The sequence below is a fragment of the Pseudomonas anguilliseptica genome (assembly GCF_900105355.1).
Taxonomy (GTDB): domain Bacteria; phylum Pseudomonadota; class Gammaproteobacteria; order Pseudomonadales; family Pseudomonadaceae; genus Aquipseudomonas; species Aquipseudomonas anguilliseptica.
The window spans coordinates 1,457,061-1,470,652 of record NZ_FNSC01000001.1 but is presented as its reverse complement, the minus strand read 5'-3'; the positions used below and the strand labels follow the sequence as shown (position 1 = coordinate 1,470,652).

Here is a 13,592-nt window from a genome sequence, read left to right as displayed (position 1 = left end):
CGACGAAGCCCAACAAGAAAGGTCACGGTCTGTTGGGCTTCGCTGCGCTCAACGCCAACCTACGATTGATCACCTCACCAGCCGCAATTAAAACAGCGCTGTTTTTAATGACCGGCGACTCAAGGAGTGGCTATGCAAGGGGCGGTATTCTGGGTGGTGCTGGCGCTGTTGTTGGCGCTCGCTGGTTTGACGATTTATTACTACAACCGCCTGGTGTTCAACCGCGCACGGGTGGCCGAGGCGTGGAGTGGTATCGACGTGCAGCTCAAGCGCCGCGCCAGCCTGATTCCGGCGCTGGTCGAGTGCGTGCGTCAGTACATGAGCTACGAGCAGGGCGCCTTGCAGGCGCTGGTGCAGGAGCGTACGCGTGCGGTGCAGCTGGCCGATTCGCCACCGGGGGCGCGGGGCCCGGTAGAGGCGCATCTGGGTACGCAGCTGCGCCAGTTGTTTGCCTTGATTGAGGATTATCCTGCGCTCAAGGCCGATGGTCAGTTCCTTGATCTGCAGCGCAACATCAGCGAGGTCGAGGAGCATATCCAGATGGCTCGGCGTTATTACAACGGCGCGGTGCGCGAGTTGAATGTGCTGGTCGAGTCGGTGCCGAGCAACCTGGTGGCGCGGCCCTTTGCCTTTACCCAGGCCGAGTACTTCAGCCTGGATGACCCGCGTGACGCCCAATCGCCCAAAATGGAGTTTTGACATGCTGCGAGTGCTGCGTTTTGCCCTGTTGAGCCTGTGCCTGCTGCCGCTATGGGCTGCAGCAGCCGAGGTGATTGAAGACTTTGCCGTGACCCTGCAGGTGCAGGCGGACGGCAACCTGCTGGTGACCGAGCGGATTACCGTGCAGGCCGAAGGTGAGCAGATCAAGCGCGGGATCTACCGCGATCTGCCGGTCAGCTACAGCTTGCCCCTGGGCCTGTTGCTGAGCAGCCCGATCACCCTGCTTGGGGTGAGCCGAAACGGCCAGGCGGAGCGTGTGCGGGTCGAGCAGAACGGCAGCTGGGTACGCTATTACCTCGGCTCGGCCGACCATCTGCTGCAGTCAGGGCGCTATCAGTACGAGCTGCGTTATCGGGTTGAGCGCCAGCTGTTGCACCACCGCAATACCGACGAGCTGTATTGGAACGTCACCGGTAATCAGTGGGTGTTCCCGATTCTTCAGGCCTCGGTCGAGGTCAAGCTGCCGCCGGGTGCGCGGATCGGTGATGTGGCCGCCTATACCGGGGCAGGTGGTGAGCAGGGCAAGGCCTATGAGGTGCTCGAACAGCGTGACGACTACCTGCGCCTGGCCACCAGCCAAGCCTTGCCGGCCTACCACGGCCTGACGGTCGCCGTGGATTGGCCAGCCGGCCTGGTGGCGCGGCCGGGTGTAATGCAGCGCCTGGGCTCGGTGCTGTTGGATAACCTTGGCCTGTGTCTGGGTGCGCTGCTGCTGGTCGGTCTGGTGATTTTTTACCTGCGCGCCTGGGACCGGGTCGGCCGTGACCCGGAAAAAGGTCTGATCATTCCTCTGTTCGAAGCCCCGCGCGGCATGAGCGCGGTGCAGGCCGGCTACCTCTGGCATCGCGGTTTCAAAGGGGCTTATCAGGATGCGCGGGCGTTCAGTGTGTGACTCACCGATATGGCCATACGCAAGCACCTGCATCTCGAAGACAAACCGCGTGGTGGCGGTTTTAGCCTGGCCCGCGGCACGGGTGAGCGCGCCGACTTTAGCGAGGGTGATCGCGACCTGCGCAAGCGCCTGTTTCCGGCCAACAAGGAAGGTATCGCCCTGGAGATTGGCAGCGACTACGAGCCGCGCCTGGCCGATGCCGTGGCCGGGTTGCACACTCAACTGCAAACCCAGGGCAAGGCCTGGTTCAGCAATAACCGCGGCATCTGGACCTGGGGCCTGATCTGGGCGGTGGTTGGTTGCCTGGTGATGGTGCTGACCGGCGCGCGTGGCGAAGACGATGTGGCCGCCGGCCTGGCGGGTGTGGTGTTCACCCTGGGCTTTGGCGTGCCGTCGCTGTTTGTGCTGTACATGGCCTGGAACCAGCCCAGTTTGGGCAAGCAGATCGGCCTGGGCCTGGCGGGCTTGATGTTTGTCTGGCCGGTACCGATTGGCTTGTGGATGCTCAGTGATGCGGCGTCGGTGCCAGCCTTGCTGCTGCTCTGCGTATATGTGTTGGTGGTGGTGCTGTTCTATCACCTGCTACCGGCGCCATCGGTTGAAGGGCGGCGTTTGCTCGATCAGCTAGAAGGCTACCGCGACTACTTGCAACTGGCGGAAAGCGACGCACTGGCCCTGGCCGGCAATGCTCCGGCGATGAGCATTGCGTTGTACGAAAAACACCTGCCTTACGCCATGGCCCTCGGCGTGGAGGACAAGTGGAGCGCGCGTTTCAGCGCGGCATTGGCCAATGGCCTGATCGATCCGGCGCAGCGTGACTATCAACCGGACTGGTACCACAGCCGCAGCTCATTCAGCACACCACTGGCGATGAGCGCTGCTCTGGCTGCTGGCCTGAGCAGCGCCACGGCACTGGCTTCATCGCCACCGTCGAGCAGTTCCTCGGGCGGCGGCGGTTCATCCGGCGGCGGTTCGTCAGGTGGTGGCGGCGGTGGCGGAGGCGGCGGTTGGTAGAGCGCTTTTGTGGGAGGGGCTTTCGCCTCGGGCATCCTGCTTCACAATCCACAGGGATGTGGTGCATGCCGCAAGCCGGCCGGGAGCCGGCGCGGCGCCACCTCCTGCACCCATGCAGTCGTAGCCGCGATTAACGGTAGTCGCGGCTAAAGCCCCTCCCACACATGGCATCAGCAACACTAGGGCTTGCGGGTTTCCTGCAGCTTGGCCAGCAAGGCTTCGCTTTTTTCCAGCTGCTCGGCTTCGCTGAGCTGCGGGTTTTCCAACACGCTGTCGAGCTGTGCGATCAACTCGCTCTGCCGGTTGATTCGCTCATCGAGTTTTTCCAGCTTGCGCTGGTTGTGCCAGCTCCACAGCGCCAGGGCGCAGGCTGCCAGCACCACGGCGGTCAGCACGATAATCGTCAGGGTGTTCATCGCCGCTCCAGAGTTTTGCCCATCAGCATGCGCGGCAACATAACAGCGCCGCGCGTCACCGTCTGTGCCTGCTGCACAGAAAATCCCTGGCTGGCAAAAAACGCCTGGGCCACCAGGCTGGCTTCGGTATGCAGCGTGTGCACACCAGCCTCCCGCAGGCGTTGTTCGGCAGCGGCATACAAGGCGCTGGCGACACCTTGGCGGGCATGGCTGGGCGCGCAGTACAGCAGGTCGATATGCCCATCCAGGCTAAAGCCGATAAAGCCGGCGATCGTCTGGTCATCGTCGGCAATCAGCAGTTCAAGTGAGGCGAAACGTGTCTGCCAGGCCGTCAGATCCGCAATCTCGGGCGCCCAGGCCTGACGCTGCGCGGCGCCGTAGTGCGGGGCGGTCAGCTGATTGACCGAGGCCTGAAACAACGCGACCAATGCTGTTAGGTTATCGGCGTGATAGGGGCGTAGGCGCAGGGACGGTGGCATGGGTGAGTGTCGTGCGGTGGGCGTGAGGAGATTGTCCGTCGCAGCGGTATGCGGCTCAAGGGCCCGGTGCATTATCCGGACCCTTGCCGTTGGGCGGATCAGTCCGCGTGCTGAGCGGGCATACGCGCCTCGGTGCGCAGCCGCTCGACCAGCTCGACCAGCGCCAGACTGCCGAGGTTGTCGCCGGCGCGGCTGCGCAGGGTGACGCGGCTCTCGGCCTTTTCCTGCTCGCCGATCACCAGCAGGTAGGGCACTTTCTGCAGGGTGGCTTCGCGGATCTTGTAGCCGATCTTCTCGTTGCGCAGGTCCGCCGCTGCCCGCAGGCCGGCGCGTTTGAGGGCGGACAGCACCTGGCGGGCGTAGTCGTTCTGCCCCTCGCTGATGGTCAGCACGGCCGCCTGCTGCGGCGCCAGCCACAGCCGGAACAGGCCGCTGTAGTGCTCGATGAGAATGCCGGTGAAGCGTTCCAGCGAGCCGAACAGGGCGCGGTGCAGCATCACCGGGCGCTCGCGCTCGCCATGCTCGTTGATGTAGCCGATGTCGAAGCGCTCCGGCAGGTTGAGGTCGACCTGCAAGGTGCCGCACTGCCAGTCGCGGCCGATGGCGTCGCGCAGGACGAATTCCAGCTTGGGCCCGTAGAAGGCGCCTTCGCCGGGGTTGAGTTGGTAGTCGATGCCCATCCGTTGCAACGCGCCGGACAGTGCGCCTTCGAGTTGATCCCAGGTGGCGTCGCTGCCGATGCGGTTGGCCGGGCGGGTGGAGAGTTTCACCGCCACTTCGTTAAAACCAAAATCGCGGTAGATAGCGAACACCAGGGCGATGGTGTCGGCGCACTCCTGTTCCATCTGCGCGGCGGTGCAGAAGATGTGTGCGTCGTCCTGGGTGAAGTGGCGCACGCGCAGCAGGCCGTGCAGGGCGCCGGACGGCTCGTAGCGGTGCACCTTGCCGAACTCGGCCATGCGCAGCGGCAGGTCGCGGTAACTTTTCAGGCCGCGGGCGTAGAGCGCCACCGCGCCGGGGCAGTTCATCGGCTTGAGGGCGAACACCCGTTCGTCTTCGGTGCTGGTGGTGAACATGGCCTCGCGGTAGTTGAACCAGTGCCCGGAGGTTTCCCACAGGCTGCGGTCCATCACGTCCGGGGTGTTGACCTCGACGTAGCCGGCGGCGTCTTGCTGCTGGCGCATGTAGCCGATCAGCTGCTGGAACAGGGTCCAGCCTTTGGGGTGCCAGAACACCGAGCCAGGGGCGCAGTCGTCGAAGTGGAACAGGTCGAGCTGGGCGCCGAGTTTGCGGTGGTCGCGCTTGCCGGCTTCTTCCAGGCGCGTGAGGTAGGCCTTGAGCTCTTTCGGCGTAGCCCAGCAGGTGCCGTAGATGCGTTGTAGTGCGGCATTTTTGGCGTCGCCGCGCCAGTAAGCACCGGCCACCTTGGTCAGTTTGAACGCTTGCAGCAGACCGGTGCGCGGGATGTGCGGGCCGCGGCAGAGGTCTTCGAAGTCGCCCTGACGGTACAGCGACAGCACCTCGCCTACGGCAATATCGCGGATCAGCTCGGCCTTGTAGTGCTCGGCCTGAGCCTCGAAGTGGGCGATGGCTTGATCGCGTGACAGTTGGCGACGGCTGACTGGCAGATCGGCAGCGGCCAGCTCGTGCATGCGCGCTTCGATGCGTTCGAGATCGTCGGGGGTAAAGGGTCGTTCGAAGGCAAAATCATAGAAAAATCCATCCTCGATCACCGGGCCGATGGTCACCTGAGCGCTGGGGTACAGTTGCTTGACCGCCATGGCCAGCAGGTGTGCGCAGGAGTGGCGCAGCAACTCCAGGCCCTCGGGATCACGGGCGGTGATCAGGCTCAGCTGGGCGTCGTTTTCGATCAGCGCGCTGGTGTCCACCAACTGGCCATCCAGCCGGCCGGCCAATGCCGCTTTGGCCAGGCCTGGGCCGATATCGGCGGCCACCTCGGCCACGCTCAGGGCTTGGGAGTAGTGACGCTGGCTGCCGTCGGGCAGGGTGATGCTGGGCATATCGGTTCTCTAATCAGGGGCGGTTAAAGGTGAGATTCGTAGGGTGGGTTAGCGGCGCAAAGGCGCAGCTATGGAGGCCACCACGTAGTCCGTGCACCGCGTAACCCACCATCGGCGCAACACAGGGAGATCGCCCGGTGGGTTACGCGGCGCGCCACGAGGGCGGTGTCTGCTCGCTTGTAGCTTGGCGCCGCTAACCCACCCTACAGTTGTTATTGGCGCTGATAGCGCAGCGGCAAGCCCTCGCATTCGTCATGCACCTGACCGTTGTGCCAGGCCAGTTGGCCGGAGACGATGGTTGTGCGCACGGCATGGCGGAAGGCGCGGCCCTGGAAGGGTGTCCAGCCGCAGTGGGCGAGTGTTGGGTCGGCTTCCACCGGGCGCGGTTCGCGCAGGCGCTCGACTAGGGTCAGGTCGGCCCAGTAGCCTTCGCGCAGGTAGCCGCGCTGCTCGATGGCAAAGCGCTGCGCCACGGCATGGCTGGTTTTCTCCACCAGGGTGGTCAGGGGCAGCAGGCCGTCGGCGACTAGTTCCAGCAGCGCCGGCAGGGTGTGTTGCACCAGGGGTAGGCCAGACGGGGCTTGCAGGTAGGGGCGCTGTTTTTCTTCCAGGGTGTGCGGCGCGTGGTCGGTGCCGATAATGTCCAGCCGCCCGCACAGCAGGGCCTGACGCAGGGCGTCGCGGTCGGCCTGGGTCTTGATCGCCGGGTTGCACTTGATCAGGTGGCCGAGCGCCGCGTAGTCGCGGTCATCGAAGAACAGGTGATGGGCGCAGACCTCGGCGGTGATCTGCTTGCCGGCCAGGGGGCCTGGCTGGAACAGGCTCAGCTCGCGGGCGCTGGTGATGTGCAGCACATGCAGCTGGGTATCGAAGCGCCGCGCCAGGCTGACGGCCAGGCTGGACGATTGGTAGCAGGCCTCGGCATCGCGGATCAGCGGGTGCTGATCGGGCGGAATCTGCTCGCCATAGCGGTTGTGCCAGAGCAATTCGCGCTCGCGGATGCGTGGGGTGTATTCGCAGTGGGTCAGGACAATGGTCGGGCAATCACGGAACAGGCGTTCCAGCGAGGGCAGGTCATCGACCAGCATATTGCCGGTGCTGGCGCCCATAAACACCTTCACCGCCGCCACCCGGTTAGGGTGCAGGGCGGCGACGATGTCGAGGTTTGCGTGGCTGACGCCGAAGTGGAAACCGTAGTTGGCTTTTGAGCAGCTGGCGGCACGCCGCTCCTTGGCCTCCAAGGCTTCCAGGGTCAGGGTCGCCGGGTTGGTGTTGGGCATGTCCATCACGCTGGTGATGCCGCCGGCCACCGCCGCGCGCGATTCCGTGGCGAAGCTGCCCTTGTGCGGCGCGCCGGGGTCACGGAAGTGCACCTGGTCGTCGATCATCCCCGGCAGCAGGTACTGGCCGGCGGCGTCGATCTCAACCTTGGCATTTATGCCGGTCAGGCTGCTGGCGATGGTTTCGATGCGGCCGTGGCGCACCAGCAGGTCGGCATCGGATTCGCGGCCTTCGTTGATCAGGCGGGCGTTGCGGATCAGCAGATCAGTCATGGGGATGTTCCTGATTGCAGCGATGGATGGGCGGCACCGGGTCGTAGCCGCCCGGATGCCAGGGATGGCAGCGCAACAAGCGGCGCACGGCCAGCCAACTGCCGCGCCATGCGCCGTGGGTTTGCAGCGCGTCGATGGCGTAATGCGAACAGCTGGGGTGGAAGCGGCAGCGCGGGCCGAGCAATGGGCTGATCAGGTACTGGTAGAGCCGCACCAGGCTCAGCAGCAGGCGTTTCATTGCGGCACGCTGATCACGCACACCTGCACGTTGCGGATGGCGTTGTAGAAGCAGTTGGGCCGGCCGGTGTGGCAGGCCGGGCCCTGTTGCTCTACCAGCAGCAAAATGGCGTCGCCGTCGCAGTCCAGGCGCGCCTCGACCAGGCATTGGCGGTGGCCGCTGGTCTCGCCCTTGCGCCACAGCTGCTGGCGCGAACGCGACCAGTAGCAGACCTGGCCCGTGCTCAGGGTTTCCTCCAATGCCGCCCGATTCATCCAGGCCAGCATCAGCACCTCGCCTGAGTCGTGCTGCTGGGCGATGGCGGCAATCAGACCATTGGCGTTCCAGGGGATCGCGTCCAGCACCTCGGCTAGCGAGCGGCTGTCGCCCAGCCTGGCCTGTTCCAGTTGCAGCCACAGGTTCATGGTTTAAGCGCGGCCAGCAGGGTGTCGAGGTTGTGCTGGAACATGCCCAGGTAGGTGCTGGCCGGCCCTTCGCTGGCCAGGGCATCGGAGTACAGGGTACCGCCGACCTGGGCCCCGGCTTCGCTGGCGATCTGCTGGATCAGGCGCGGGTCGCGGATGTTCTCCACGAACACGGCTTTTACCCCGTCGGCGCGAATCTGCCGGATCAGCGCGGCCACTTCGGCGGCAGAGGGCTCATCGGCTGTGCTCAAACCCTGCGGCGCGACAAATTTCAGGCTGTAGGCCTGGCCCAGGTAGGCGAAAGCGTCATGGCTGGTGATGATGGTGCGCTGTGCCGGCGGCAGCTGGCCCAGGCTGGCGCGGGCTTCACTCAGCAGGGCGCGAATCTGGCTGATATAGGCCTCGCTGCGGTAGGTATAAAACTCTGCGTTGGCTGGGTCGAGCTGGCTCAGCGCCCTGGTGATGTTGCGTACATAAATCTCGGCATTGGCCAGGTTCTGCCAGGCATGCGGATCGGCCACCTGCTGGCCGTCCTCATCGAGCATCAGCGGCAGCACACCGGTGCTGGCATCGATGCGCATGCCGGGCGCTTCGCTGCTGTCGATCAGGCGCGCCAACCAGGGCTCGAAGCCCAGGCCGTTGGCGATAATCAGGTCGGCGGCGAACACGGCTTTGGCATCCTCGGCGCTGGGCTGATAGACATGCGCATCGGCATCGGCACCGACCAGATTGCGAAGTTCGAGCTTATCTCCGGCAATTTGCTGGGTAATATCGGCCAAAATGCTAAAGCTGGTAACAACTTTGAGCTTCTCTTCAGCGTGGGCGAACAGGGCAAAACTTAAGGTCAGCAGGGCAATCAGGGTGCGCATGGTGGGTTCCTTAGGGTGCGTGAGATAAATGCGGAGGACGACGCAGCAGGCCGTTTAGCGGGCCAAATGCGACGGAGCCGATATAAGCGAAACCGGCGAGCAGCACGATGCACGGGCCGCTGGGCAGGTTGGCGTAGTAGGAGAGCAGCAGGCCGAGCCAGACGCAGGTTGCGCCACTCAGGGCGGCGAGCAGCAACATGCGCGGCAGGCGGCGGCTCCAGAAACGTGCGGCGGCGGCGGGTAACATCATCAAACCGACCACCATCAGCGCGCCGATGGCCTGAAAACCGACCACTAAATTGAGCACCACCAAGCCCAGAAACAGGCCGTAGGCCAGCGGCCCGAAGCGGCTGACCCCGCCGAGAAACAGCGGGTCGAGGCTGTCCATCAGCAGCCAGCGGTAAATCAGGGCGAGCAGCAACAGGCTGCCGATGGACACCAGCAACATGCCGTTCAGGGTGGGCGGGTCCACGGCCAGCACCGAGCCGAACAGCAGGTGCAGCAGGTCGAGTTTGTTACCGGCCAGACCCAGCAGCAACACGCCGCTGGCCAGCGAAATTGGGTAAATAGCGGCCAAACTGGCGTCCTCACGCAGGCCGGTGCGCCGCGTTACCCAGGCGGCGATCCCGGCCATGCCAAGGCCTGCGACCAGGCCGCCCAGGGTCAAGGCCGGCAGGCTCAGGCCAAACAGCCAGAAGCCCAGCGCCGCGCCGCGCCGGGCAGAATACCGTGGGCAATCGCATCGCCCATCAGGCTCAGGCGGCGCAGCACCAGAAACACCCCCAGCGGTGCCGCACTGATCGCCAGCGCCACGCCGCCCACTAACGCGCGGCGCATAAAGGCGAACTCGACGAAGGGCGTCCACAGCAGTTCCAGGCTCACGCCACATGCTCCAGCGGCGAGCGCTGGCCCATCAGCTCACGAATTGGCGCGAAGATGCAGCCGTTGCGTGACACCAGCAGGGCGTTGTCCAGATGCTGACTCATATGGCTGATGGAATGGCTGACAACGATCTGTGTGCGGCCCTCGGCCTGCCAGCGTGCGATGTGCTGCCAGAGCAGGGTCAGACCCTGTTCATCCAGTGCGGCTTCCGGCTCGTCGAGCAGCAGAATCTGCGCATCGGTCAGGCTCAGACGAGCCAGCAGGGCGCGCTGCAATTCGCCGCCGGATAAGGCCTGCAGGCTGTGTTGTTGCAACTCGCTCAGGCCCCAGTCGGCCAATGCCTGCTCCAGCCGCGCCTGACGCTGTGGGCGACTCAGGCGGCTGCGCCATAACCCGGCGCTGACCAGATCCTGCAGGGCGATGGGGAACTGCCGATCCAGCGCCTGCTGCTGCACCAGATAGGCCACGCCACCCAGGCGCGGCACGGCCAATTCGACCTGGCCACGCAAGGGCTGGGCGATGCCGGCGATGACCTTGAGCAGGTTGCTTTTGCCACATCCATTGCTGCCGACCACCCCGGTCAGGCTGGCGCGGGCCAGGTGCAGGTTCAGGGGCGGTGTCAGCGGGTGGCCGGCGGGGCCCCATTGCAGGTTGTGGCAGTGGATCATGCCGGACTCCAGTTCCAGCAGCTGACGGCGACGGCATCGTGAGCGTGCAGGCTTTCCGCGTGCACCACGCGTAGCTGAAAGGCGCTGAACGCCGGTTGTTCACGCAAGGCGCTGTGCAGGCGGCGCGCGGCGTCTTCGCAGAACATCAGGTTTTGTCCGTTGGCCAGGGCAAAGGCCTGCTCATCGGCGCGCTTTACGGCGGTTTGCACGGCGGTGCCGAGGGCCTGTTCGGCCGCGTCGATCAGCTCAACCAGCGGCAACTCCGCGCTGTCGCTGTGCAGGCGCACTTGCAAAGTGGCGTAGCTGCGCTGGCTGTGCGGCGTGGCGACTATGCCCTGGGGCGAGCCGAGCCAGGCCAGCAGTTGTGCGTGGTCCAGCGGCTGGTCTGCGAAGTCCTCGATAAAGCGCTGCTGAATCAGCTGGCGCGCCAAGGCAGCGGAGCACGGGCAGGTCGAGGAATAGGCCACTTCTACCTGCAGTTCCACGTGAAACCCCCATATATCCTGGCGTGCACGCACTTCGAAGGGGTAGGACTTCCAACCGGCGAGGGGGCTGACCAGCGCTGGGCGACTAAGCAAGGCCTCGCCACGCAGGGCAATGGACGCCTGTTGTGACAGGTCCTGGTGGCTATCCAGAAACTCGTTCAGCAGCTGCTGCAGTGTCGTCGTGTTCAATTCGCACTGTTCCAGCGCATGCAGCGCCAGGTACAGGCGCGACATATGAATGCCGCGGGCATTGCCATCATCCAGGCTGACCCCGACATCGGCGTGGGCATGGATGCGTTGCCCAGCCAGATTGATCGGCAGTGCGATGCCCTGCATGCCTACCCAGTCCAGAGTCTGTGCGTGGGCAGGTGTTTGCGCGGCTATGTCCGGCAAGGTCAGTGCGTTCATCAGAAATCGACGCTCGGCTATGGGTTTAAATGTTATGTTATAACAATTGCACCGCAAAACCAGTGAATCCTGATGATGACCGAAACGCCGCTTACCCACGCCGAACTGCTCGCTCAGTCGGCGGATGACTATATGAACGCCGCGCAACAGCAGTTCTTCCGCACGCTGCTGCTCAGCCAGCGCGATGAACTGCAGAACCGTATCGCCGAGGAGTTCGAAACCCTGCGCGAACGTGAAACCAGTAGCGACCCCGCCGACATTGGCAGCGCCGAAGAGCAGCGCCAGTGGCAGCTGCGCCTGCTGGAGCGGGAAAAGAAGCTGCTCGACAAGACCGATGAAGCCCTCGATCGCCTGGCCCGTGGCGAGTACGGCTGGTGTGTGGAAACCGGCGAGCCGATCGGCCTCAAGCGCCTGCTGCTACGGCCCACTGCGAGCCTGTGCATCGAAGCCAAAGAGCGTCAGGAACAACGCGAAAAACACCTGCGCCACGCTGATGGAGACTGAAACCATGACCAATCGCCTTCCCGTAACCGTGCTGTCCGGCTTTCTCGGTGCCGGTAAAAGCACCCTGCTCAACGCCATCCTGAAAAACCGCCAGGGTTTGAAATTGGCGGTAATCGTCAACGATATGAGCGAGATCAATATCGATGGCAGCGAAGTTCAGCGTGATGTCAGCCTGAACCGCGCCGAAGAAAAACTCGTGGAAATGAGCAACGGCTGCATCTGCTGCACCCTGCGCGAAGATCTGCTGGAAGAAGTCGGCCGCCTGGCCCGTGATGGCCGTTTTGACTATCTGCTGATCGAATCCACCGGTATCAGCGAGCCGCTGCCGGTGGCCGAGACATTCACCTTCCGCGGTGAAGACGGGCAAAGCCTGGCCGACCTGGCACGCCTGGACACCATGGTCACGGTGGTCGACGGGGTGAACTTTCTGCGCGACTTCCACGAGGCCGAAAGCCTGGCCAGCCGCGGCGAAACCCTCGGTGAAGAGGATGAGCGCTCGATCACCGACCTGCTGATCGAACAGGTGGAATTCGCCGATGTGCTGCTGATCAGCAAGATCGACCTGATCAGCAGCCATGAGCGCGAGGAGCTGATGGCCATCCTCAAGGGCCTCAACACCCACGCCGAGATCGTGCCCATGGCCATGGGCGCGGTGGAGCTTTCAAAGATTCTCAACACCGGCCGTTTCGACTTCGCGCGTGCGTCGGAGTCTCCTGGATGGCTTAAGGAGCTGCGCGGCGAACACGTCCCGGAAACCGAGGAGTACGGCATTGCGTCCAGCGCTTACCGGGCGCGCAAGCCGCTGCATCCCGAGCGCTTCTTCAACTTCATTAATCGCGAATGGACCAATGGCCGCCTGCTGCGCAGCAAGGGCTTCTTCTGGCTGGCCAGCAAGTATCAGGAAGCCGGCAGCTGGTCCCAGGCCGGCGGTCTGATGCGTCATGGTTTTGCCGGGCGCTGGTGGCGTTTCGTACCCAAGGCGCAATGGCCGACCGACGAAGAAGGGCTGCAGGCGATCATGAAAAACTGGCAGGCCCAGACCGGCGACTGCCGCCAGGAGCTGGTGTTTATAGGCCAGAACATCGACTTCGCTCGACTGACCGCCGAGCTGGATGCCTGCCTGCTCACCGAGGCGGAAATGGCTCTCGGTGTCGACACCTGGCGCGCGCTGCCCGACCCCTTCGGCCCCTGGCATGAGGAGGCCGCCTGATGCTGGCGCCTGTGCTGCGTCAACCGTTGCAGCAGGTCCGCAGCGAGCGGATTGAGGTGCTCGGCGAGGTGCTGCGTGAAGAGGTCAACCTGGCCGTCTGGCAACGCCAGCTGCCCGCGCAGATCAGCGATTTTGCCAACGCCTTGCTGGCCCAGGGTGAGCCGCTGGGGCAATCCATGGTGCTGGAGCTGGTTAGCCCGGAGAGCGAGCCGAGCCTGAGTGGCCTGGTCGATGGCTACAGCGATCTGCCGGGCCAGGTGGCCTTCTTGCAGGATGTCAGCTGGCTGGTCGGCGCCTTCGCCTGCCTGTTCGACGTGAAACGCATCGGTTTGCGCCTGCGCATTCTCGACAAGGCCATGTGCCCGCGCTTTCACGTCGATCACGTGCCGGTGCGCTTGATTACCAGCTATGCCGGGGTGGGCAGTGAGTGGCTGGAGGAAGGCGTGATGGCGCGCCGGCGCTTGGGCGATCCGGCGGCGGAGCCCAGTGATGCTGCGCTGATCAAGCGAGCCGAGAGCGGCCATGTACTGCTGGCCAAGGGCGAGAAATGGATCGGCAACGAGGGCGGCGGCCTGATTCACCGCTCACCGCAACCGCCGGCCGGTGAGCGGCGCTTGTTGCTGACGCTGGATTGGCTGGCCTGAATTCAGGCAAAAAAATAGGCTACGCAGATAGCAGCCTTAAGCACCAGAAAGGCACACCGGCGCGTGACCCGGCATGCAGGGGTGAGGTACCCAAGGCCACTAGAACATAGACAGGGTTACGTTATGATGACGGTGCTTGTACGGCATAGGTGTCGTGTCGAGACACTGATAATTTGTCGTTTTCC

At 64.0% G+C, this 13,592-nt stretch carries 15 protein-coding genes and 1 pseudogene; 6 read left to right on the top strand and 10 right to left on the bottom strand.

Annotated features, from left to right (window positions below; genetic code table 11):
• Positions 1-132: 132 nt before the first annotated feature.
• The 3 genes from BLW24_RS07215 to BLW24_RS26955 are packed head-to-tail and all read left to right on the top strand — an operon-like array spanning position 133 to position 2,626.
• Entirely contained in the window at positions 133-699 is a 567-nt protein-coding gene (locus BLW24_RS07215) for a LemA family protein (protein WP_090378525.1), read from the top strand.
• 1 nt (position 700) lies between these two features.
• A complete protein-coding gene (locus BLW24_RS26960) occupies positions 701-1,612 on the top strand; it encodes a DUF2207 domain-containing protein (protein WP_338062051.1) in 912 nt (303 codons plus the stop codon).
• A gap of 9 nt (positions 1,613-1,621) precedes the next feature.
• On the top strand, positions 1,622-2,626 hold the full coding sequence (locus tag BLW24_RS26955) for a DUF2207 family protein (RefSeq protein WP_338062050.1): 1,005 nt from the start codon (positions 1,622-1,624) through the stop codon (positions 2,624-2,626).
• 179 nt (positions 2,627-2,805) lie between these two features.
• Here the strand turns inward: BLW24_RS26955 and BLW24_RS07205 are convergent, their stop codons facing one another.
• The 10 genes and pseudogenes from BLW24_RS07205 to folE2 all read right to left on the bottom strand — a co-directional run bounded on the left by BLW24_RS07205 (position 2,806) and on the right by folE2 (position 11,049).
• Positions 2,806-3,042: a hypothetical protein gene (locus tag BLW24_RS07205; protein ID WP_090378522.1), complete on the bottom strand. Its 237-nt coding sequence runs from the start codon at positions 3,040-3,042 to the stop codon at positions 2,806-2,808.
• A complete protein-coding gene (locus BLW24_RS07200; protein ID WP_090378518.1) occupies positions 3,039-3,521 on the bottom strand; it encodes a GNAT family N-acetyltransferase in 483 nt (160 codons plus the stop codon). Before BLW24_RS07200 ends, BLW24_RS07205 begins: the two co-directional genes overlap by 4 nt.
• 98 nt (positions 3,522-3,619) lie before the next feature.
• Positions 3,620-5,542, bottom strand: a complete 1,923-nt coding sequence (gene thrS, locus BLW24_RS07195) for a threonine--tRNA ligase (protein ID WP_090378515.1) — start codon at positions 5,540-5,542, stop codon at positions 3,620-3,622.
• Between the two features lie 212 nt (positions 5,543-5,754).
• Positions 5,755-7,095, bottom strand: a complete 1,341-nt coding sequence (locus BLW24_RS07190; RefSeq protein ID WP_090378512.1) for a dihydroorotase — start codon at positions 7,093-7,095, stop codon at positions 5,755-5,757.
• Positions 7,088-7,333: a membrane protein insertion efficiency factor YidD gene (gene yidD / locus BLW24_RS26145; protein WP_208600148.1), complete on the bottom strand. Its 246-nt coding sequence runs from the start codon at positions 7,331-7,333 to the stop codon at positions 7,088-7,090. The genes BLW24_RS07190 and yidD overlap by 8 nt, the downstream gene beginning before the upstream one ends.
• Positions 7,330-7,737 (bottom strand): phosphoribosyl-AMP cyclohydrolase, encoded by a 408-nt coding sequence (gene hisI, locus BLW24_RS07180; RefSeq protein ID WP_208600147.1) that lies wholly within the window; start codon positions 7,735-7,737, stop codon positions 7,330-7,332. Before hisI ends, yidD begins: the two co-directional genes overlap by 4 nt.
• Positions 7,734-8,606: a metal ABC transporter substrate-binding protein gene (locus tag BLW24_RS07175; RefSeq protein ID WP_090378506.1), complete on the bottom strand. Its 873-nt coding sequence runs from the start codon at positions 8,604-8,606 to the stop codon at positions 7,734-7,736. The genes hisI and BLW24_RS07175 overlap by 4 nt, the downstream gene beginning before the upstream one ends.
• A 10-nt stretch (positions 8,607-8,616) precedes the next feature.
• A pseudogene (locus BLW24_RS07170) lies at positions 8,617-9,443 on the bottom strand (metal ABC transporter permease).
• A 41-nt stretch (positions 9,444-9,484) separates the two neighbouring features.
• Positions 9,485-10,156, bottom strand: a complete 672-nt coding sequence (locus BLW24_RS07165) for a metal ABC transporter ATP-binding protein (RefSeq protein WP_090378503.1) — start codon at positions 10,154-10,156, stop codon at positions 9,485-9,487.
• The gene (gene folE2, locus BLW24_RS07160) at positions 10,153-11,049 is read right to left on the bottom strand and encodes a GTP cyclohydrolase FolE2 (RefSeq protein ID WP_090378501.1); all 897 of its coding nucleotides are present in this window, start codon (positions 11,047-11,049) and stop codon (positions 10,153-10,155) included. Before folE2 ends, BLW24_RS07165 begins: the two co-directional genes overlap by 4 nt.
• Before the next feature lie 75 nt (positions 11,050-11,124).
• Here folE2 and dksA point away from each other — a divergent pair, with 75 nt between their 5' ends.
• Genes dksA through BLW24_RS07145 form a run of 3 tightly spaced genes read left to right on the top strand, consistent with a single transcriptional unit; the run spans position 11,125 to position 13,407 of the window.
• Entirely contained in the window at positions 11,125-11,553 is a 429-nt protein-coding gene (dksA, locus tag BLW24_RS07155) for an RNA polymerase-binding protein DksA (RefSeq protein WP_090387651.1), read from the top strand.
• Between the two features lie 4 nt (positions 11,554-11,557).
• Complete coding sequence (gene zigA, locus BLW24_RS07150; RefSeq protein WP_090387650.1) at positions 11,558-12,763, top strand: zinc metallochaperone GTPase ZigA; 1,206 nt, start codon at positions 11,558-11,560, stop codon at positions 12,761-12,763.
• The gene (locus BLW24_RS07145) at positions 12,763-13,407 is read left to right on the top strand and encodes a DUF1826 domain-containing protein (RefSeq protein ID WP_090378498.1); all 645 of its coding nucleotides are present in this window, start codon (positions 12,763-12,765) and stop codon (positions 13,405-13,407) included. Before zigA ends, BLW24_RS07145 begins: the two co-directional genes overlap by 1 nt.
• The last annotated feature ends 185 nt before the right edge of the window (positions 13,408-13,592 follow it).